Annotated in this window: 18 protein-coding genes and 1 pseudogene; 13 read left to right on the forward strand and 6 right to left on the reverse strand. The window is 70.7% G+C overall.

Features of this window, described 5'->3' with window-relative positions:
- Positions 1–9: 9 nt before the first annotated feature.
- From ACX28W_RS04735 to ACX28W_RS04745, 3 genes are read left to right on the forward strand one after another with little or no spacing between them, the layout of a single operon-like run.
- Positions 10–1,008 carry a carbohydrate ABC transporter permease gene (locus tag ACX28W_RS04735; protein WP_458997472.1) on the forward strand — a complete coding sequence of 333 codons (999 nt, stop codon included), beginning with the start codon at positions 10–12 and terminating at the stop codon, positions 1,006–1,008.
- Positions 1,001–1,879, forward strand: a complete 879-nt coding sequence (locus tag ACX28W_RS04740) for a carbohydrate ABC transporter permease (RefSeq protein ID WP_458997473.1) — start codon at positions 1,001–1,003, stop codon at positions 1,877–1,879. The genes ACX28W_RS04735 and ACX28W_RS04740 overlap by 8 nt, the downstream gene beginning before the upstream one ends.
- Before the next feature lie 29 nt (positions 1,880–1,908).
- Positions 1,909–3,267 (forward strand): GH1 family beta-glucosidase, encoded by a 1,359-nt coding sequence (locus tag ACX28W_RS04745; RefSeq protein ID WP_458997474.1) that lies wholly within the window; start codon positions 1,909–1,911, stop codon positions 3,265–3,267.
- On the opposite strand, the gene ACX28W_RS04750 is transcribed toward ACX28W_RS04745, so the two are convergent.
- Positions 3,264–4,220 carry a phosphotransferase family protein gene (locus ACX28W_RS04750; protein ID WP_458997475.1) on the reverse strand — a complete coding sequence of 319 codons (957 nt, stop codon included), beginning with the start codon at positions 4,218–4,220 and terminating at the stop codon, positions 3,264–3,266. The genes ACX28W_RS04745 and ACX28W_RS04750 overlap by 4 nt on opposite strands.
- A 230-nt stretch (positions 4,221–4,450) precedes the next feature.
- Between ACX28W_RS04750 and ACX28W_RS04755 the strand changes: the two are divergent.
- From ACX28W_RS04755 to ACX28W_RS04790, 8 genes and pseudogenes are all read left to right on the forward strand, one after another.
- Positions 4,451–4,558, forward strand: a pseudogene (locus tag ACX28W_RS04755) (FBP domain-containing protein); the annotation flags it as partial.
- A gap of 183 nt (positions 4,559–4,741) precedes the next feature.
- Positions 4,742–6,682, forward strand: coding sequence for a primary-amine oxidase (locus ACX28W_RS04760; RefSeq protein WP_458997476.1), 1,941 nt, complete (start codon positions 4,742–4,744; stop codon positions 6,680–6,682).
- Entirely contained in the window at positions 6,675–8,084 is a 1,410-nt protein-coding gene (locus ACX28W_RS04765; RefSeq protein ID WP_458997477.1) for an APC family permease, read from the forward strand. The genes ACX28W_RS04760 and ACX28W_RS04765 overlap by 8 nt, the downstream gene beginning before the upstream one ends.
- On the forward strand, positions 8,077–8,550 hold the full coding sequence (locus ACX28W_RS04770; protein ID WP_458997478.1) for a hypothetical protein: 474 nt from the start codon (positions 8,077–8,079) through the stop codon (positions 8,548–8,550). The genes ACX28W_RS04765 and ACX28W_RS04770 overlap by 8 nt, the downstream gene beginning before the upstream one ends.
- Before the next feature lie 342 nt (positions 8,551–8,892).
- Entirely contained in the window at positions 8,893–9,480 is a 588-nt protein-coding gene (locus tag ACX28W_RS04775; RefSeq protein ID WP_458997479.1) for a TetR/AcrR family transcriptional regulator, read from the forward strand.
- 78 nt (positions 9,481–9,558) lie between these two features.
- Entirely contained in the window at positions 9,559–10,818 is a 1,260-nt protein-coding gene (locus tag ACX28W_RS04780) for an FUSC family protein (RefSeq protein WP_458997480.1), read from the forward strand.
- Between the two features lie 54 nt (positions 10,819–10,872).
- The gene (locus ACX28W_RS04785; RefSeq protein WP_458997481.1) at positions 10,873–11,922 is read left to right on the forward strand and encodes a hypothetical protein; all 1,050 of its coding nucleotides are present in this window, start codon (positions 10,873–10,875) and stop codon (positions 11,920–11,922) included.
- Positions 11,923–12,036: 114 nt separating this feature from the next.
- On the forward strand, positions 12,037–13,263 hold the full coding sequence (locus ACX28W_RS04790) for a lactonase family protein (RefSeq protein ID WP_458997482.1): 1,227 nt from the start codon (positions 12,037–12,039) through the stop codon (positions 13,261–13,263).
- Here the strand turns inward: ACX28W_RS04790 and ACX28W_RS04795 are convergent.
- Positions 13,231–13,956, reverse strand: coding sequence for a DUF2470 domain-containing protein (locus ACX28W_RS04795; RefSeq protein WP_458997483.1), 726 nt, complete (start codon positions 13,954–13,956; stop codon positions 13,231–13,233). The two genes, ACX28W_RS04790 and ACX28W_RS04795, sit on opposite strands and share 33 nt — an antisense overlap.
- Before the next feature lie 123 nt (positions 13,957–14,079).
- Positions 14,080–14,700, reverse strand: a complete 621-nt coding sequence (locus ACX28W_RS04800; RefSeq protein WP_458997484.1) for a TetR/AcrR family transcriptional regulator — start codon at positions 14,698–14,700, stop codon at positions 14,080–14,082.
- A 108-nt stretch (positions 14,701–14,808) separates the two neighbouring features.
- Here ACX28W_RS04800 and ACX28W_RS04805 point away from each other — a divergent pair, with 108 nt between their 5' ends.
- Complete coding sequence (locus tag ACX28W_RS04805) at positions 14,809–16,293, forward strand: cytochrome P450 (RefSeq protein WP_458997485.1); 1,485 nt, start codon at positions 14,809–14,811, stop codon at positions 16,291–16,293.
- Here ACX28W_RS04805 and ACX28W_RS04810 read toward each other — a convergent pair.
- The gene (locus ACX28W_RS04810; RefSeq protein WP_458997486.1) at positions 16,255–17,100 is read right to left on the reverse strand and encodes a pentapeptide repeat-containing protein; all 846 of its coding nucleotides are present in this window, start codon (positions 17,098–17,100) and stop codon (positions 16,255–16,257) included. The two genes, ACX28W_RS04805 and ACX28W_RS04810, sit on opposite strands and share 39 nt — an antisense overlap.
- A 245-nt stretch (positions 17,101–17,345) precedes the next feature.
- Here ACX28W_RS04810 and ACX28W_RS04815 point away from each other — a divergent pair, with 245 nt between their 5' ends.
- A complete protein-coding gene (locus ACX28W_RS04815) occupies positions 17,346–17,555 on the forward strand; it encodes a DUF5999 family protein (RefSeq protein WP_458997487.1) in 210 nt (69 codons plus the stop codon).
- A 14-nt stretch (positions 17,556–17,569) separates the two neighbouring features.
- Here the strand turns inward: ACX28W_RS04815 and ACX28W_RS04820 are convergent, their stop codons facing one another.
- Complete coding sequence (locus tag ACX28W_RS04820; RefSeq protein WP_458997488.1) at positions 17,570–18,871, reverse strand: alpha/beta fold hydrolase; 1,302 nt, start codon at positions 18,869–18,871, stop codon at positions 17,570–17,572.
- Positions 18,872–18,992: 121 nt separating this feature from the next.
- Positions 18,993–20,018, reverse strand: coding sequence for a LacI family DNA-binding transcriptional regulator (locus ACX28W_RS04825; protein ID WP_458997489.1), 1,026 nt, complete (start codon positions 20,016–20,018; stop codon positions 18,993–18,995).
- Positions 20,019–20,108: the final 90 nt, after the last annotated feature.

A 20,108-nucleotide genomic window follows, 5' to 3' on the forward strand; every position in this document is an offset into this window, starting at 1 on the left:
AGCACAAACATGACCACCACGACCGCCTCCCAAGAGGCCGGCGATCGCACGGTGCGCAAGAACTCCCCCGGTGCGGCGCGCGGCCCGCGCCGCACCGGGCGGATCAAACGCATCGGACTGCCCTACCTGCTGCTTCTGCCCGCCCTGCTCCTCGAACTCCTTGTCCACCTGGTGCCGATGGTGATCGGCATCGTGATGAGCTTCAAGGGGCTCACGCAGTTCTACATCCGTGACTGGGGCACCGCGCCCTGGTCCGGCCTGGACAACTACAAGGTGTCGGTCGACTTCGACGCGCCCGTCGGCAAGGCGTTGCTCGACTCGTTCTTCATCACCATCGGCTTCACGCTGCTGTCGGTCGGCCTGTGCTGGCTGATCGGCACGGCGGCCGCGATCTGCATGCAGGACGCCTTCCGGGGCCGCGGCCTGCTGCGCGCCCTGTTCCTGGTGCCGTACGCGCTGCCCGTGTACGCGGCCGTCATCACCTGGGTGTTCATGTTCCAGCACGACAACGGCCTGGTGAACCACGTCCTGCACGACCAGCTGGGCATCACCGACAAGCCGTCCTTCTGGCTCATCGGCGACAACGCCTTCTACGCACTGCTCACCGTGTCCGTGTGGAAGGGCTGGCCGTTCGCCTTCCTCATCGTCATGGCGGGCCTGCAGAACATCCCCAAGGACCTGTACGAGGCGGCCGCCCTCGACGGCGCCGGTGTCTGGCAGCAGATCCGCCGCATCACGCTGCCGTCGCTGCGGCCCGTCAACCAGGTGCTGATCCTGGTCCTGTTCCTGTGGACGTTCAACGACTTCAACACGCCGTACGTCCTGTTCGGCAAGACCGCTCCGGCGTCCGCGGACCTCATCTCGGTGCACATCTACCAGGCGTCGTTCGTCAGCTGGAACTTCGGCACCGGTTCCGCCATGTCCGTCCTGCTCCTGCTCTTCCTGCTCGTCGTGACGGGCGTCTACCTCCTGCTGACCTCCCGAGGAGGGAAGACGGCCGATGTCTAGTACCTCCACCTCCACGACGCCCCGCTCACCGATGGCGCCACCACGGTCCTTCCTCTGGACCCGGCGGATCTTCCTCACCCTGCTCACCGGCTTCGTCCTGGTGCCGGTCTACGTCATGGTCTCCAGCTCGCTGAAGCCGTTGCAGGACGTCCAGGCGAAGTTCCAATGGGTGCCGAGCAGCCTGACCATCCGCCCGTACATCGATATCTGGTCGACGATCCCGCTCGCCAGGTACTTCGTGAACTCGCTGATCGTGGCGGGTGCCGCGACGGCCTGCTCGGTGGTGATCGCGGTCTTCTCGGCGTACGCCGTCAGCCGCTACAACTTCCGTGGCAAGCGCGTCTTCACGGTCACCGTGCTGTCCACCCAGATGTTCCCCGGCATCCTCTTCCTGCTGCCGCTGTTCCTCCTCTACGTCAACATCGGCAACGCCACCGGCATCGCCCTGTTCGGATCCCGCGGCGGGCTGATCCTGACGTATCTCACCTTCTCCCTCCCGTTCTCGATCTGGATGCTGATCGGGTACTTCGACTCGGTGCCGCGCGACCTGGACGAGGCGGCATTGGTGGACGGCTGCGGGCCGCTCGGCGCGCTGTTCCGGGTCGTCGTGCCGGCCGCGATCCCCGGCATCATCGCGGTCGCCGTCTACGCCTTCATGACCGCCTGGGGCGAGGTGCTGTTCGCGTCGGTGATGACCAACGACGAGACCCGCACACTCGCCGTCGGGCTCCAGGGCTACTCCACGCTCTACAACGTCTACTGGAACCAGATCATGGCCGCCTCGCTCGTCGTCAGTGTGCCCGTGGTCGCGGGGTTCCTGCTCCTCCAGCGCTATCTCGTCGCCGGGCTGACGGCCGGAGCCGTCAAGTGACCGACGCCCCCCGTTCCGAAGGGACTTCTGTGACCATCGACCTCGCCGCCCTCCCGCACGACTTCCTGTGGGGCACGGCCACATCGGCGTACCAGATCGAGGGAGCCGTGGCGGAGGACGGCCGTTCGCCGTCGATCTGGGACACCTTCTCGCACACCCCCGGCAAGATCGACAACGGCGACGACGGGGACCTCGCCTGCGACCACTACCACCGCTGGCGCGAGGACATCGCGCTGATGCGGCAACTGGGCACCAACGCCTACCGGTTGTCCATCGCCTGGCCGCGGGTGATGCCCGGCGGCGACGGCCCGGTCAACGTCAAGGGGCTCGACTTCTACGACGCGCTGATCGACGCCCTGCTGGAGGCGGGCATCACGCCCTCCGTCACCCTGTACCACTGGGATCTGCCGCAGGTGCTCCAGGACCGGGGCGGCTGGCCGGTCCGCGACACGGCCCTCCACTTCGCCTCGTACGCGGCGGTCGTCGCGGAGCGACTCGGTGACCGTGTCCAGCACTGGACCACGCTCAACGAGCCGCTGTGCTCGGCGTGGATCGGCCATCTGGAGGGCCGGATGGCCCCGGGCTGGACAGACCTCACTGCCGCGGTGCGCACCTCGTACCACCTGCTGCTGGGACATGGCCTGGCCACGCAGGCGATCCGGGCGGCGGTCCCGGACGCCCAGGTCGGCATCGTCAACAACCTGTCCAGCATCGAGGCCGCCACCGACCGCCCCGATGACGTCGCGGCGGCCCGCCGTCTGGACGGTCACACCAACCGCTGGTGGCTGGACCCGGTCCACGGCCGCGGCTTCCCGGAGGACATGCGCGAGGTCTACCGAGTGGAACTCCCGGAACAGCCGGGCGACTTGGATACCATCGCGCAGCCTCTGGACTGGCTGGGCCTGAACTACTACTTCCCGTCCACCGTCGCCGACGACCCCACCGGGCCGACCCCGCACGTCCGCACGGTGCGCCGTCTCGGCGTACCCCGCACCGGCATGGACTGGGAGGTCGAAGCGGCCGGCATCGAGCGCCTGCTCCTCCGTCTGACGGAGGACTACGGCGCCCGCAAGCTGTACGTCACGGAGAACGGCTCCGCCTATCCCGACGTCGTACGCCCCGACGGGACCGTCGACGACCCCGAGCGAACGCAGTACCTGGAGCAGCACCTCGCGGCCTGCGTGTCGGCGGTCCGCAAGGGAGCGCCGCTCGCGGGGTACTTCGCCTGGTCCCTGCTCGACAACTTCGAGTGGGCGTACGGCTACGACAAGCGCTTCGGGCTCGTGCACGTCGACTACAAGACGCAGAAGCGCACGATCAAGGGGAGCGGGCACCGGTACGCGGACATCATCCGGGCGCACGGCGGGAGGGGGCGCAGCGCCGCCTAGGCAAGTTCGTCGAGGGCGGAAAGCAGCTCCGGGGCCACGGCCTCGCGCACCCAGGCGACGTGTTCGGCGCCGGGTGCGCGGGGCACGGTCTCGACGAGCATGATCAGGTAGAGGTAGCTGCGGTAGAGGGCGAGGCGTTGTCGGGCCAGGGTGTCGAACTCCGCTCGACCGCCCGCCTCTTGATAGCCGGTCAGGAAGTCCTCGTCCTGTTTGATGTCGCCGAGCAGGGACAGGGAGACGAAGTCGGCCAGGGGATCGCCCCAGAACATGCGCTCGCCGTCGATCAGACCGCCGATCCGGGGGGCCGTGTGGTCGTCCGGGTGTTCCACCAGGATGTTGCCCTGCCACAGGTCGAAGTGGACGAGATGCGGGACCGTGACCTCGTCCAGGGCGTCGTACGCGGTCTTCGCCGTGCGGGCCACCTCGTCCACGGGTCGGGGCAGCCAGGCGTCATAGCGCCGGGCGTCCGCCAGGACGGCGTCGTACATGGCGGTGAAGGCGGTGCGCCAATCGGAAGCGAGCGGGCCGAGGGCGCCGGAGGGGTAGCCGAAGCCGGGGCCGGTCACGCCGTGGAGGCGGGCGACCAATTGGCCCACCTCCCTTCGCAGGGCTGCTTGTTCCCCGGGTTCCAGGTGGTCACTCCACGGTGCCCCCGGGCAGTGGGTCATCAGGAGGTGGCGCTCCCCCGTTGTGACGACTTGGGGTGCGGGTACGCCGACCGTCGCGGCCTCCTGATAGAACTCCGCCTCCGACACGAGGAGTTCACGCTCGTGGCTCAGGCCGGGAGCGGTGGTCGGCGGAGGCATCTTCAGCACGTACCGCGTGCCGTCGGCGAGCCGTAGCTCCTCGACCGTGTTGTACGTCCCGCCCGCCAGGGGTCGACAGTCGACAAGGCTGTCCGGAGGCAGTCCCGCCACGTCGAGAATCCGCCGTGCCCGCTCCCAAGTGTCCACCGCAGCCCCCTGTCGCCTGTGGGCCCACTCTGCCAGCTGGACCCACAGGGCTGCACTCCTTATCCGGCGGCGTACACGTCCTCGACGTAATGCCCGGACGCGATCAGGTCGTTCAGCCACTGCTCGGAGTCCCCGCCCGGGGTGCGGTCCGCGTGGAGCGTACGGAAGGCTTCGCGGACGCCGGGGGCCATACGGGAGCCGTCGCCGCAGACGTAGACACGGGCCCCGGCAAATTCCCCGAGCCCGGGGGCCGCTTCGAGGAGACCTTCACAGTGGAGGAGCAGATCGACCGGACGGTGGGGCGCCTGTCCGCCTTCCTGGAAAAGCTGTACATGTGACTCCCGTGCTCCGCCGCTCGCACGAGGACGACTCCGCCGCCTCCGCGAGGCACTTGTTAACCACGGTGAAACGGGCGCGCGGACCCGAGGGAAACACCGGTGCCGCACTTTTTCTTCTACGGTCGTAGAAGAAAAAGCCTCGTGCCCACACCTGGAGACGTCGTGCCCTCACCCGGAGACCTCATGAGCACTCCGCCCCACCCGCTCGACCCGCTGGCCCCCGAGGAGATCGGCGCCGCGCGCGACGTCCTCCTCGCGGCGGGCCTCGTGGCGGACACCACCCGGTTCGCCTACCTCGGCCTGGAGGAACCGGCCAAGCAGGAGTTGGCCGGCGGGACGCCGGACGCGCCGGTCGACCGTCGCGTGCGGGTCCTGTTGCAGGACACGGCCGGCGCGCCGGCTCATGACGTGGTCGTCTCGCTGAGCCACGCGTCGGTGGCCCGCGACCGCGTCCTGGACCCCCTCACCGATGGCCAACCCCCCGTGCTGGACGAGGAGTTCGGGCTCGTCGAGGAGATCCTCGCTGGGGACGAACGGTGGCTCGCGGCGCTCAAGGCACGGGACCTGGACGTCTCCCGCGTCCGGGTCGCGCCGCTGTCCGCCGGTGTGTACGCCGACGAGTATCCGCAGGAGTCCGGGCGCCGCATCCTGCGCGGACTCGCCTTCGTGCAGGAGCACGACAAGGACCACGCCTGGGCGCACCCGGTCGACGGGCTCGTCGCCTACGTCGATGTCATCGGCCGGACCGTCGACCAGGTCATCGACCTCGGCCCCGTCCCGGTCCCCGCCGAGTCCGGCAACTTCGACGACCCCGCGGTGACCGGTCCGCTCCGCACCACCCAAAAGCCCCTGGAGATCACCCAGCCCGAGGGCCCCAGCTTCACCCTGGACGGCCGTCTGCTGCGCTGGGAGAACTGGTCGCTGCGCATCGGCTTCGACGCCCGTGAGGGATTGACTCTCCATCAGATCACCTTCGCCGACCGGGACAAGGGACGCGAGCGCCGCCTCATCCACCGCGCCTCCATCGCCGAGATGGTCGTCCCGTACGCCGACCCCTCGCCCGTACGGTCCTGGCAGAACTACTTTGACACCGGCGAGTACTTGATCGGCCGCTACGCCAACTCCCTCGAACTGGGCTGCGACTGCCTCGGCGACATCACCTACGTCGACGCCGTCATCGCCGATGAATCGGGGGTTCCGCAGACCCTCACGAACGCGATCTGTCTGCACGAGGAGGACTACGGCATCCTCTGGAAGCACACCGACCTGTGGGCCGGCTCCGCCGAGACCCGCCGTCAACGCCGCATGGTGCTCTCCTTCTTCACCACCGTCGGCAACTACGACTACGGCTTCTACTGGTACCTCTACCTCGACGGCACCATCGAGTTCGAGGCCAAGGCCACCGGCGTCGTCTTCACCTCCGCACACCCCGGCGGCGACTACCCGTACGCCACCGAGATCGCGCCGGGCCTCGGGGCGCCGTACCACCAACACCTGTTCTGCGCCCGCCTCGACATGACGCTCGACGGGACCGCCAACCGCGTCGAGGAGGTCGACGCCGCCCGCGTGCCTATCGGCCCGGACAACCCGCGCGGCAACGCCTTCACCCTGCGCCGTACGCCGCTGACCAGGGAGAGCGAGGCCCAGCGCAGCGCGGACGCGTCCGTGGACCGGGTCTGGCACATCTCCAATCCCACCGAACTCAACCGTCTCGGCCACCCGGTCGGCTACGCACTGCACCCCGAGGGCAAACCCACCCTGCTCGCCGACCCGGCTTCCTCCGTCGCCGCACGGGCCGCCTTCGCCACCAAGCACCTGTGGGTCACGCGTTACGACCCCGCCGAGCGCTACCCGGCCGGGGACTTCGTCAACCAGCATCCGGGCGGTGCCGGACTGCCCGCCTACGCCGCCGCCGACCGTGACATCGACGGCCAGGACATCGTCGTCTGGCACACCTTCGGCCTCACCCACGCACCGCGCCCGGAGGACTGGCCGATCATGCCGGTCGACTACACCGGCTTCAAGCTCAAGCCGGTCGGCTTCTTCGACCGCAACCCCACCCTCGACGTGCCGCCCAACACCTCTGCCCACACCGCGTGTTCCACGGGGAGCTGCCATGACTGAACAGACAGAGGTGGTCGTGGCCGACACCGCACCCGCGACCGGTCTGCGCGGCTCCGTCGGGGTCGCCGGGATCGTCTTCCTGGTGGTCGCCGCGGCCGCTCCGCTCACCGCGATCGGCGGCGCGCTCCCGGTGACGCTCGCCCTCGGCAACGGCCCCGGCGTGCCGGCCGCCTACCTGGTCGTCGCCATCGTGCTCCTGCTGTTCAGCGTGGGCTACGCGGCGATGAGCCGGCACGTCGTGGACGCCGGCGCCTTCTACTCGTACGTCACGGCCGGACTCGGCAAGGTCACCGGAACCGGGGCCGCCGGCCTGGCCCTCCTCGCCTACAGCGCCGTCCAGGCGGGCGTCTACGGCCTAGCGGGCACCACACTCGACGCTCTGGTCGTCAAGTACCACGGCCCCGACCTGCCCTGGTGGCTGTGGAGCGGGCTACTCCTCGGCTGCGTCGCGCTGCTCGGGTACCGCAACATCGACGTGGGCACCAAGCTTCTGTCGGTGCTGCTGATCCTGGAGGTCGGCATCGTCGCGGTGGTCGCGATCGCCGTACTAATCCAGGGCGGCGCCGACGGTGTCGACCTCACCTCCTTCACCCCGGACGCCTTCACCACCGGATCGCCCGGGATCGGCGTCATGTTCGCCATCGCCTCCTTCATCGGGTTCGAGGCCACCGCCATCTACGGCGAGGAAGCCCGCGACCCGAAGCGCAGCGTCCCGAAGGCCACCTATCTCGCGGTCATCCTGATCGGGGTGTTCTACGCCCTCTCCAGCTGGGCAATGGTGCTCGCCGTCGGCACCGACAAGGTGCGGCAGGCGGCGGGCGAGAACCCCTCGGGGCTCGTCTTCGCCATCGCGCGGGAGTACGTCGGCTCGGCGGCCTCCGACATCATGGAAGTCCTCCTCCTCACCAGCCTGTTCGCCGCGCTGCTCGCCTTCCACAACGCCATCGCGCGCTATCTGTTCTCGCTGGGCCGCCAGGGCAGCGCCCCCTCCGTGCTGGCCCGCAGCCACGCCCGGCACGGTTCACCGCATGCCGGTTCGCTGGCCCAGACCGTATCGGCCGCGGTGATCGTCGGCGTGTTCACGCTCGCCGGTGCCGATCCGGTCCTCGACCTGTTCACCTGGATGAGCGGGCTGGCCACGCTCGGGATCCTGGTCCTGATGATCCTCGTGGGCGTCGCCGTCGTGGCCTACTTCGTCCGTACCGGGGTGGACCGCCGACCGTGGCACACCAGGGTCGCACCGGTGCTCGGCATCGTCGGGCTGGTCACCGTGCTGTGGCTGGTGCTGGACAACTTCACCACGCTGATCGGCGGTTCTGCCTGGCTGGCGTACTCCTTCGAGGCTCTGGTCGTGCTCGCCTTCGCGGCCGGCGCACTGTCTGCGGTGCGCCGTCGTGCATGAACTGCTCTGGGTGACCGGTCTGGCGGGCGCTGCCCTGTGCCTGGCCGGTCACCTGCCCGGTCCGGTGCGGCACTGGGGTCCGCACGCGGTCGCCCTGGCCGCGATGACGGCGACGGCCCCCGGAGCGGCTTCGGGACAGCTGATTCTCGCCTTCGTGGCCACTGCGGGTGCCTGCGGATGGAACGCCCTGCACGGATGTGCCGCACGGAGCGCCGACCTCGCCGTGATGGCCGTACTGACGGCGGCGATGGCGCGGGGCCACGGGCACCACGCACCCGACGGCGGTCCGTGGCTGCCCCTCTTCTTCCTGTCGGGTTGGGCCGTCATCAGGGCCGGGACCGTACTGATCACCCGCGGCTGGCTCGACCCTCCCGCGTCGCCCCGCCGCCCGAGCGCCCGCACCGCGCTGCTCGGCGAGACCGGCGGCCTGATGATGATCGCGGGTATGGCCGGCATGCTCGGTTGACCATGGCCTTGGCTAGGGCCTGTCCGGCGGATCAGGTAGCAGGGAAGCAACGGCGCCTGATAATCGCAGGTGAGCGGGGCCTGGTGCGTGCAGCTGCAAGGCGGAGGAGGGCGTCGACGCGATGGGGGTCCCCCTGTTCGAGCGAAGCCGAGAACTTGGGGGAGTCGGCAACCGACGACAACGCCGGAGGGGGTACCTCCCTGCTCGAGCGAAGCCGAGAGCTTGGGGGCGGGCGTGCCAGGCCCCGCGTCTGCGGCATGATCCGCCGGACAGGCCCTAAGGTCGAGCCCGACGCGGCACACGCTCGCGGTGGCCGAGAACGAGGACGAGGACCATACAGGCATGCCGAAGATCGTCGACCATCACGAACGACGTCGGCAGATCGTCGAAGCGGTGTGGGCCCTGATCGCACGCCGTGGACTGGACGCCGTCACCATGCGGGACCTGGCCGCGGAGGCGGGATACGCCAACGGCGCGCTCGCCCCGTACTTCCGCAACAAGGACGAGATCCTCCAGGCCGCGTTCCACTACGCGTTCGAGAGCACCAACACGCGCGCCGAGGCGGCCGTGGGAGGCGCGAGCGGCCTGAGGGCCCTGCGCGGGCTCTGCCTGGAGATCATGCCGCTCGACGAGGTGCGGCTCATGGAGGCCCGCGTGGTCATCGCCTTCTGGGACCGCGCCGTGCACGACGAGCGCATGACCGCCGTCCACGAGCAGGCGATGGACCTGTGGCGCGACCGGATGGGCGACTACCTGCGGCAGGCCCGGGCAGCAGGGGAGGTCACCACGGCGACACCGGACGAACTCGTCATCGACACCCTGCTCACCACTCTCATGGGTTTTCAGATCAACGCGCTGCTCGCACCGCACGCCACCGGCGCGCAACGTCAGGTAGCGGTCCTCGAAGGACTCCTCGGCACGCTTGCGTGAGCGGCGGACCACGATCGTGCCCCGCCGCAGGTCGGCGGGGCGGGTTCGGTGCGCCCGCGAAGGGGGAAAGGGCCAAGGATGCGAGACGTACGTGGTGTGTGGGACTCGGCGGGCGTACAGGTGCAGAAGTGGCGCCAGGAACCCGTCATCGTTCAGTCGGTGCGGTCGGCTGCGGCCGCGACCGTCGCGTACGTGATCGCGGTGCGGGTCAGCCCCGAGCCCGCGCCGCTCACCGCCCCGCTGACCGCGCTCCTCGTCGTGCAGGTCACGCTGTACGCCACCCTCACGACCGGTATCCGCCGGGTGAACTCCGTGGTGGCCGGCGTCCTCGTCGCCATCGGCTTCAGCGCCCTGGTGGGTCTGACCTGGTGGAGTCTGGCCCTGCTCATCCTCGCCTCGCTGGCCGTCGGTCATCTCGTGCGGGTCAGCGAGTTCGTGCCCGAGGTGGCGATCAGCGCCATGCTCGTGCTGGGCGTGACCAGGGTCGGCGACATCGCCTGGGCCAGAGTGGTGGAGACGCTGATCGGCGCGGCGGTCGGACTCGGCTGCAATCTGCTGTTCGCTCCCCCGGTGTGGGTGGGCCCGGCAGGACAGTCGATCGAGGGCCTGGCGCGGCACGTACGACAGCTGATGCTGCGCATGGGCGAGGAGGCCGCGGACCGCACCCCCGTGGAGCACGCGACCGCCCGGCTGTACGAAGCGCGCCGCCTGGACCACGACATCGTCGGGGTGGACGCGGCGCTCACACAGGCCGAGGACAGTCTGAAGCTCAATCCCCGCGTCCGTGAGGGCCTGCTGCACCGGATCGTGCTGCGCACCGGCCTCGACACGCTGGAAATCTGCACGGTGGTGCTGCGGGTGCTCGCGCGCACCCTCACCGACCTGGCCAAGGAGCGCGATCCCGAGCCTTTGTTCGAACCGCAGATCGGCGCGGCACTGGAACAGCTGCTGTCCGAAGTGGCCGACGCCGTGGTGAGTTTCGCCGTCCTGGTGACCACGGACGTCAGTCACAGCGCCGAGTCGGCCGAGTCCCGCCTCGCCGCGGAGCTCGCCACGGCGTCGGCGACCCGCGACAAGCTGGCCCAGCTGCTCCTGGACGAAGTCCAGCGGGACGCCCGCCAGTGGCAGCTGCACGGCGCCGTCCTCACCGAGGTCAACCGCATCCTGGACGAGCTCGACACGGAGCACCGCTCACGTCGGCTCATGGAGGAGCTCGACCGTGGCACGCGCGAACAGCGCGAGCGCCGGACGCACCTCGCCCGCCTGCGGCAGCGGCTGCGCCCGGGCCGATCGCGGCGGAGTCGGAACCATCCCCCGGCCTCCAGTCGTTCCAGGTGAGGACGGCCGTTCCGGTCAGGAATCGGGACGGCGACCACAGGGGGGAGCGGACGGATGACCGACAGCGGCGTACGGATCGACGGGAACTCACTGCGGCTGCCGGGCCGGGTGCGGGTCCGGTTCATGCGGACACTGCGCCTGCCCGAGACGGGCACGCACGAGCTGCCCCCGGGGCTCGGCGAGTTCCCCGTGCGCCGCGTCGAGGACTACGCGGACACGGTTCCCGCCGAGTGGCGTGCGCGCGGCGGTGTGATGCTGCCGGTGTATCTGCGCGAGGCCATGTGGCTGAGCTTCTCGGGCACGTCGGAACCGGCCGCGCTCCAGGTCGGCGTCGGCAAGGTGTGCGCGGTCTCGGGCAGGCCGTGGAGTTCCCGGCTCACCAAAAACCCGCAGAACTATGTGGTGCTGCCGCGTCAGCCGTGGCTTGACGGCATCAACTCCGGCAAGGGCAAGGTCCGTCAGTTCGTCGCCGTGCCGCTGGGCCTCGGAGCGACCGTCGAGGGCCAGGTCACCGGCGAGGAGGTGTGGGGCGGCCTCCAGCTTCAGTCCTTCCCGCTCGATGACGCGGAGCTGGCCGCATGGCGCGAGGCGGAACATCGCAGGACACAGCAGCGTCGGGAGATGACGGCGCCGACGGGAGGCTACGGCTCCGCGTTCCCGATGGCCGCCCCGGGAGCCGTCCCGGCCCCCGCCGGTGCTCCGTCGGGTCGCACGCGCGGCGTCCCCGCGATGGGTCTGGGGGTCGGCGGCTCGATGCGCCAGGAGGTCTACCGGGACGACCGGCCGCTCGAGGCCTGGGCCAAGAGGCCCGCCGGGCGCGTGTTCGTGCATCTCGTGACGCCTCCCGAGTGGCGCCGCATCACGGGTGAGGCTCCCGCGCCGTCCCCCATCGACCGCGCGGCCTACACACGGGCCGGACTGCCCTGGTTCGACTACTACGACCAGGACGCCACGGACCTCGCTCCCACCGACACGCTGGGCTCGGTGCGGCCGGTCGGCGACTGGCTCGGCGCCGACCACGAGCCCTGGCAGCAGCCCTCACCCCACCAGGTGAAGCCGCTGGGGGACGCGCCGGGCAAACCGGTCGAGGACGGTGACTGGTGATCCGGGCATGAGCGTTGCGCTCTGCGCAACACCCCTCGCCATTTTTGCCTTTCCCGGGTGCCGCACGCCAAGGTGGCCATCACGGCTGAGGCAACCGACACCCGAGGTACAGGCATGAACAGTGGTGCAGAACCGGCGCGAGGCTCCGGTGGCGGCTGGAGCAGGCGGCGGGTCGTCGGAGCGCTGGCGGGCGTCGCCGTGGTGGCGACGCTCCCGGCACCGGTCGCGCCGCGCACCGAACGGGCGGCAGCCGCGCCGCACACCGAACCCGCACCCACCCCGACCGCGCCCACCGCCGACTCCGCCTCCCCCACCGTCCGTCGGCTGTTCCTCGGCACCTACACCTCGGCCGAGGGCGGCGGTACGGGCATCGGCCTGGCCACGTACGACGCCACCACAGGTGACATCACGGCCACCGGCACCATCGCCGGCGTCGGCGACCCGTCGTACCTCGCGCTCCATCCGAACGGCCGCACGCTGTACGCCGTCGACGAACGCCAAGAGGGCGCCGTGACCGCCGTGCACGTCACGACGAACACGGTGCTCGGCACCCAGGGCACCGGCGGCGCGGGCCCCTGCCATCTGTCGGTGCATCCGAGCGGGCGCTGGCTGCTGAGCGCCAACTACACGTCGGGCAGTGTGACCGTGCACCCCGTCGACGCCTCAGGCGCCCTCGGTGCGCACACCGACCTGGTCACGCACTCCGCTCCGGCGCCCGGTCCGGGTCAAGAGGGTCCGCACGCGCACCAGTTCCTCACCAGCCCCGACGGCGGCCATGTCCTCGCCGTCGACCTGGGCACCGACACCATCTACACCTACCGCCTGAACGCGTCCAAGGGCACGCTCACCGAGGTCGCCCGGGCGCACACCCGGCCGGGCGCGGGCCCCCGCCATCTCACCTTCCACCCCGGCGGCCGCTTCGCCTATCTCGCGAACGAGGTGGACGACTCCGTCGTGGTCTGCGCCTACGACCCGGCGAGCGGGCGGCTCACCCCGGGCGACCCGCAGTCCACGGGCACGGGCGAGGTCACGAACTATCCGGCCCAGATCCTGGTGACGTCGAACGGGTCGTACGCGTATCTCGCCAACCGTGGTCACAACAGCCTGACGCGTTACGCCGTCGAGGCGGGCGGCGCCCGGTTGCGGCTCCTGGACACCGTGCCGGTCGGCGGCGACTTCCCGCGCCACATCGCGTTCTCGCCGGACGAGCAGCTGCTGTTCGCGGCGAATCAGCGGTCGAGCACGGTCAGCGTCTTCCACGTCGACCCGACCGCCGGCGAACTCCGGCTCGCGGGCGAGCCGTTCGCCTCACCCGTCGCCGTCTGTGCGCTGCCGCTGTAGCGCCCGGGGGCAGGAAGCGGAGCTCGCCTGCGTGAGCAGTACGTGCATCCGCTCGGTGAGCTGCGTGACATCGTCGGCGGGCGTGTGGAAGGGCAGGCGTACGTCGCCATTGCCGCGCGCACGCTCGATGCGCAGCGTCAGTCCGTGCCGGTCGACGGCGAGCGGCTGGACACGCACCGCACCGTGCAGGCTGTCGGGCTCGACGAGGCGGGTCAGCCGCTCGACGGCGTCCGGGTGCGCGTCGGCGAGGTGGGTGAGCAGGGTGGACTCGGCCGTGGCCAACGGGTCGGGGCCGGCGTCGGCGAACTCGTCGAGGTCGACCACGACGGCGCCGGACGCCTCGCGCAGCACCACGCGCGACGGCCGGAACTCCAGATGCCCGTCCTCCAGGACGAACCAGCCGGCCATCCACAGCCGGGCGCGAATCCGGTTGCGCACGGGGACGGGCGCGACGTCGGCGAACTCGAGGACGGCGGACGGCTCCCCGCGCGGGGCGCAGATCGCGGCCGCGAGCAGCGTGCTGTCCTCCGGCACGTGCAGGAGCACCCTGCCGTCCGCGGTGACGGTGTGCGCGCCGACGAACTCCTCGCGGCCGCCCTCCGCGGTCACCGCGCAGGACCACGCCGCGGCGAGCACCGAGCGGGCACGCTCGGCCGCGGCGGGCGCGGCCGTCCAGCTTTGACGGTCACCCATTCGGTCTCCCATCCCGACAACCTCCCTTAGGTAAGCCTTGCCTAACTTACCCAAGAACTGGGTGCACGCCAACACGCCACCCCATCCTGTGAGCACCCTTTTCGGCGCGTGAGCGCACCCGGCTCAGGGAGTGACCGCACCCAGCAGCGCCCGCGCGCACAGGTCGCGCACCTGCTCCCGGTTCAGCTCCGCACCGCCCCTGAGCCACTCCAGGCAGACGGCCGTGGTGAAGGCGAGCCAGCCACGGACGGCGATCCGCAGCTCGGGCCGGTCCGCGGGCAACCGGCCGAAATCCGGGTCCGCCGCCAGCGCCGCCAGGATCTGCCGTTCCTGCGCGGCCAACGCCTGCCGGTAGACCTTGCGCACGGCCTGGTCACCCGCCGCCTCGGCGCGATGGAAGGCGCGAAAGCCGTGCGCGTGCGCCTCGGCGTACTCCAGGAAGGCATCGAGCCCGGCACCCAGTTGCTCGCGCACGGGAACCCCGGGCACCGCAGCCGTCAGCCGCAGCATCCGCGCGCTCTCGCGCTCCACGACGGCCGAGAAGAAGTCCCGTTTCGTCGGGAAGTAGTGGTAGAGCAGACCGCGCGAGACTCCGGCGATCTCGGCGACCTGCTCGATCCACACCTCGTCGTACGGGCTCTCCGAGAACAGTCTCGCCCCGACGGACAAGAGCTGCTCCCTGCGCTCCTCGGTACTCAACCGACGGCGCGGGCGCTCCCCTCGCTCCCCCTGCTTCCCGCTCATGCCGGCACTTTACTTGACGTCGGTTCAACAACGGGATCACACTGAGAACCGCTATTGAACCCGCGTACAACAGAGTCAACCTGCCGCAGGCACAAGGGAGATGGCGTCATGGCTCAGACGACACAGGCCGCGCTGCCCAAGGGGTTCCGCAGCGCGGAACTGGGCTGGCCGGAGCTGCACCGCATCCCTCGTCCGCCGTACCGGGTCCCCCTGTTCGGGGATGTACTCGGCGCGGGCGTCCGCTCGCCGCTGCAGGATTCGATGCGCATCGGGCGCCGGCTCGGGCCGATCTTCCGGCGCAAGGCCTTCGGCAAGGAGATCGTCTTCGTCTGGGGCTCCCGACTCACGGCCGAGCTGGCGGACGAGGCCCGGTTCGCCAAGCATGTGGGGCTCGGGATCGCCAATCTGCGGCCGGTCGCCGGGGACGGCCTGTTCACGGCGTACAACCACGAGCCGAACTGGCAGCTGGCGCACGACGTCCTGGCCCCGGGCTTCAGCCGCGAGGCCATGGAGGGCTACCACCCGATGATGCTGGCCGTGACCGAGCGGCTGCTGGACCGCTGGGACCGGGAGCGGGCGGCGGGACGGGCCGTGGACGTGCCCGGCGACATGACGAAGCTGACGCTGGAGACGATCGCCCGCACGGGCTTCGGCCATGACTTCGGCTCGTTCGACCGCTCCCGCCCGCATCCCTTCGTGACCGCGATGGTCGGCACCCTGACATACGCGCAGCGCCTCAACGTCCTGCCCGCGCCGCTGGCTCCCGTGCTGCTGCGCACCGCCACCCGGCAGAACGAGGCCGACATGGCCCATCTCAACCACACCGTCGACAAGGTCGTGGCGGAGCGCCGACGCGGCGGCGGAGACGGGGACCTGCTCGATCGGATGCTGGAGACGGCCCATCCGGCGACCGGGGAGCGACTGACGCCCGAGAACATCCGGCGGCAGGTCATCACCTTCCTGATCGCCGGCCACGAGACCACCTCGGGCGCGCTCTCGTTCGCCCTGCACTACCTCTCCCGGCACCGGGACGTCGCCGCCCGCGCGCGGGCCGAGGTGGACCGGGTCTGGGGCGACACACCCCGGCCGGGCTACGACCAGGTCGCCAGACTGCGGTACGTGCGCCGGGTGCTCGACGAGTCGCTGCGGCTGTGGCCGACGGCGCCCGCCTTCGCCCGGGAAGCCCGTCAGGACACCGTGCTGGACGGTGTCCACCCGATGCGCAGGGGTGCGTGGACGCTGGTCCTGACGGCGATGCTGCACCGGGATCCGGAGGTCTGGGGCGCGGACGCGGAGGCGTTCGACCCGGATCGCTTCGACGCGAAGGCGGTACGGACCCGGCCGGCGCACACCTTCAAGCCGTTCGGCACCGGGGCGCGGGCCTGCATCGGCCGCCAGTTCGCGCTGCACGAGGCGACGCTGGTGCTGGGGCTGCTGCTGCGCCGCTACGAGCTGCGGCCCGAGCCGGACTACCGGTTGCGGGTCTCCGAGCGGCTGACGCTGATGCCGGAGGGGTTGCGGCTGCACCTCGAGGGCCGCGCACCCGCCCCGGACTCAGCGACCGCCTGCCCAGTGGCCCGGGCGGGTGACTGACTCGGGCAACCTGGTGCCGACACTGCCCCGGGCCGCGTTCACCTGAGGCTGGGTCAGGAAGAACGCGCCGGTCAGATCGGCGTCCGTGAGGTCGGTGTCGCGCAGATCGGCGCCGATCAGATCCGCGCCGCGCAGATCGGCGCCGGTCAGGTCGGCGGCGATGAGGTAGGCGCCTCGCAGGTTGGCGCCGCGCAGGTCGGCCCCCTTGAGACGGGCGCCCATCAGGTCGGCGCCCCGGCGGTCCTTCTTCTTGCCGCGTCCCAGACCGGCGCGCACGAGTTCGCTGGTCCGCAGCAGCAGTGCATTGACGTCCTGCCGGTGCGCGCCCACGTCCAACTCGCCCAGTTCCTCGGGGGTTCGGCGGGTGAGCCGCTCCGTCTCGTCGAGCGCGCGGCGGACGTCGGCGTGCACCGGGCGGGCCGCCGGGAGCGTCAGCGCCTCGTTCAGGTACCAGAGCAGTTCGTGGAGTTGGCGGACGACGGGGAACACATCGAACATCTGCCGCGCGTGCTCGCGCGAGCCCGAGCGCCAGTCCTGGCCGCCGAAGGTGACCTGGGAGACCTTCTGGCCGGCGCCGAAGCAGTCGTAGACCGTGCAGCCCGTGAAGCCCGTCTGCCGCAACCGTGTGTGGATCCCGCAGCGGAAATCGGTCTCCAGGTTCGGGCAGGGCTTTCCGGCGTCCTTGTCGATCGCGAAGTCGGCCGAGCGGGCGAACGGCAGCGCGACACAGCACAGCCCGAAGCACCGGCCGCAGTCGGCCCGCAGATCAAGGCGCCGGTCCTGGACCACGCCGCTGTCTTCTTGCATAGGCCCAGCCTACTGAGCCGATCACGCCCGAGCCGGACGATATACGCGTACTCGAGCAGCCGACGGTACCGTTCGGACGGCGTGAGCCGCAGCGCCGTGGCGCCCAACTCCCTTACGGGACAAGGAACTCACCGATGCCCCGGCGGGATCGGAGAGGTCCTCTCCACACAGGCGAAAACAAGCTCCGCTATGACTGAGCCAACACCCACATACAGAGGAACGCCCCCAGACGCAGGAGAGACAACATGTGCACCCACCGGCCGCCGTGCCCCACCGTCGACAGCCCCGACCATCAAGCCGCTGTCATCGTGTCCGCCCACCCCGAACAGGGCTGGAGCCTGCTGTGCAACGGCACGCTCGTCTTCGACGACACCGGTGAGCTCCTGCCGGACGGACGGGTCGTGGGCCCACTGCGGTCGACGCTCGTGGGCCCTGCGACGCCGGTCGCCGCCTGAGGCAGGGCGAGGGTTCAGACCTCGTCGCGCGTCAGCGCCAGCAGCCGGTCCAGGACTCGCGGTCCCCCGGCCCGTACGCCGTCGTGCTCGAACTCGTCGGTCACCCAGGTCCGCAGACCGCCGATGGTGCGGGCGGTCAGCAGGGCGTGCTCCGTGTCGACGTACATGTCGTCGTGGTACACGGCCGCGGCCACCGGGACCTTGTTGGCGGCGAGACGGGCGGGGTCGTAGAGCGGCTGCCAGTCCGTGCGCGAGGCCAGTTCCTCGGCGGTCTCGCGCAGGGGGCGCAGCGCCGGGTCGTTGTCGAACATCCAGGGATGCACGGACTCGCCGGTGAACAGCAGCGGTCCGTCGTCGGTGAGCGTCTTGGCCGCGTCGAACTGCGGGAACTCGGCCCGCACCCGCTCCGCGGACCAGGCGGTGGGCCGGTCGTCCTGGCCGTAGATCGCCTCGTGGACCAGTGCGTACAGCGGGTGACCTGCGTACGACAGGAGTCCTTGCACCTCCTCCTGGAAGGCGTCGGAGAGGGCCTGGCCCTGCGGGGTGGGGACGAAGGCCTCCTCGAGGAGGTAGTGCAGGCGGTGGCTGCCCTCGCTGCCGCCGAGGAGGATGCCGAGGGACTGGAAGGCCTCGACGGTGAGCCGGTAGCCGCCGGGCAGGACGGGCTCGTGCCGCACGAGGTACTCGGCGATCTGCCGGGCGCGCTCCACGTCCTGCGGGTAACGCGCGTAGTGTGCGGCGACCTTGCGTTCGATACGGGGATACGCGGCCCGGTAGACGTCGTCCGCGTGCGCGTCCAGTGCCGGCAGTCCCCCGGTGATCAGGGCCGCGCGCAGGCCCTCGGGGGCCGTCGAGAGGTAGTTCACCGTGCAGAAACCGCCGAAGCTCTGGCCGAGTACGGTCCAGGGGTCGCCGCCGGTGAGCCCGGGGCGGATGGCCTCGCAGTCGCGGACGATGGAGTCGGCGCGGAAGTGCGTGAGGTAGTCGGCCTGTGCGCGCGGGCCGCCGCGCAGCGGCAGGGTCTGGCGGTTGGCGGGCGTGGAGTGGCCGGTGCCGCGCTGGTCGAGCAGCAGCACCCGGAACTCCTTCAGCGCGCGGCCGAGCCAGGCCTGCTTGCCGACGAAACGGTTGGCGCCGAAGCCGGGGCCGCCTTGGAGGTAGACCAGCCAGGGGAGGTCCTGGTGCGCCTTCTCGCTCGCGACGGCCTCGCGGGCGAACAGCTCGATGCTCTCCCCTGCCGGGTCGTCGTGGTCGAGGGGCACGGTGAAGCGGTGGTCGGTGAGGACGACACCGGGCTGGCGGTAGCTGACGGTCAACAGGGCTCCCGAGACGTACGGATTCCAGGCTGCGTCCCAGTTGAACACATGATCCCGGAGGCGCCGAGCCCGGGGATCAAGAAAACCGTACTGAATGGCGGCTCAGCGCGTGAGTGGTGACTCAGCGCGCCGACAGGCTGGAGCGGCGCACCACCAGCTCCGGCTGGAGCACCACCCGCTGGTGCTCGTGCGGCGTGGACGCCGTCTCGGCCTCCGTCTCCTCCAGCAGCAGTTCGGCGGCGAGGGCGCCCATGGTCATGGCGGGCTGGCGTACGGAGGTGAGCGGGACGGCCGCCGCGGCGGCGAACTCGATGTCGTCGTAGCCGACGATCGCGAGGTCGTCGGGGACGCCGACCCCCGCCGCGTACATGGCCTGCAGGACGCCGAGCGCGAGCAGGTCGTTGGCGCAGAAGACGGCGGTCGGGCGCTCGGCAAGGCCGAGGAGCCGGGCGCCCGCGTCGCGTCCCGCGGCCACGTCGAGACGCTCGGTGGGCAGCTCCCGCAGCGCGCTCGGCGGCAGCCCGGCCTCCGCCAGGGCGTTCAGCGCGCCCGCCCGGCGGTCGCTGACCTGGTTCAGGCCGGGCGGCCCGCTGACGTACGCGATCGACCGGTGGCCGGCGTCCACGAGATGGCGTACGGCCAGCGCGCCGCCCGCCACGTCGTCGACGGAGACCGAGCACTCGGTGGTGCCGTCGGCGACCCGGTCGACCAGCACGAAGGGGATGCCGTTGCGGCGGAACGTCTCGATGTTGCGCCCCGTGGCGTCGGCCGGTGTGAGGAGCACTCCGCGCACCCGCTGTTCGGCGAAGAGCGACAGGTAGTCGGCCTCCTCGACGGCGCTCTGCGCGCTGTTGCAGACCATCACACCGAGCCCGGCGTCCCGTGCGGCGCGCTCGGCGCCGCGGGCCACGTCCACGAAGAACGGGTTGCCCATGTCGAGGACGAGCAGGCCCATGATCCGGCTGCGCCCGGCCCGCAGCTGGCGCGCGGACTCGCTGCGGACGTAACCGAGCCGGTCTATGGCCGACAGGACGCGCGCCCGGGTCTCGGAGGCGACGGTGTCCGGGCGGTTGATGACGTTCGACACCGTGCCCACGGAGACTCCGGCGACGCGGGCGACGTCCTTGATACCCACCGACTGGGCCATCAGGCGGAAACCTCCAGGGGGACAAGTAGCGGCGGGCGGGCCTTCACATTACCCGCGCGCCCGCCGACATCGATGTTCACGACGGCAGTA

It is taken from the genome of Streptomyces sp. SD15 (genome assembly GCF_054462255.1).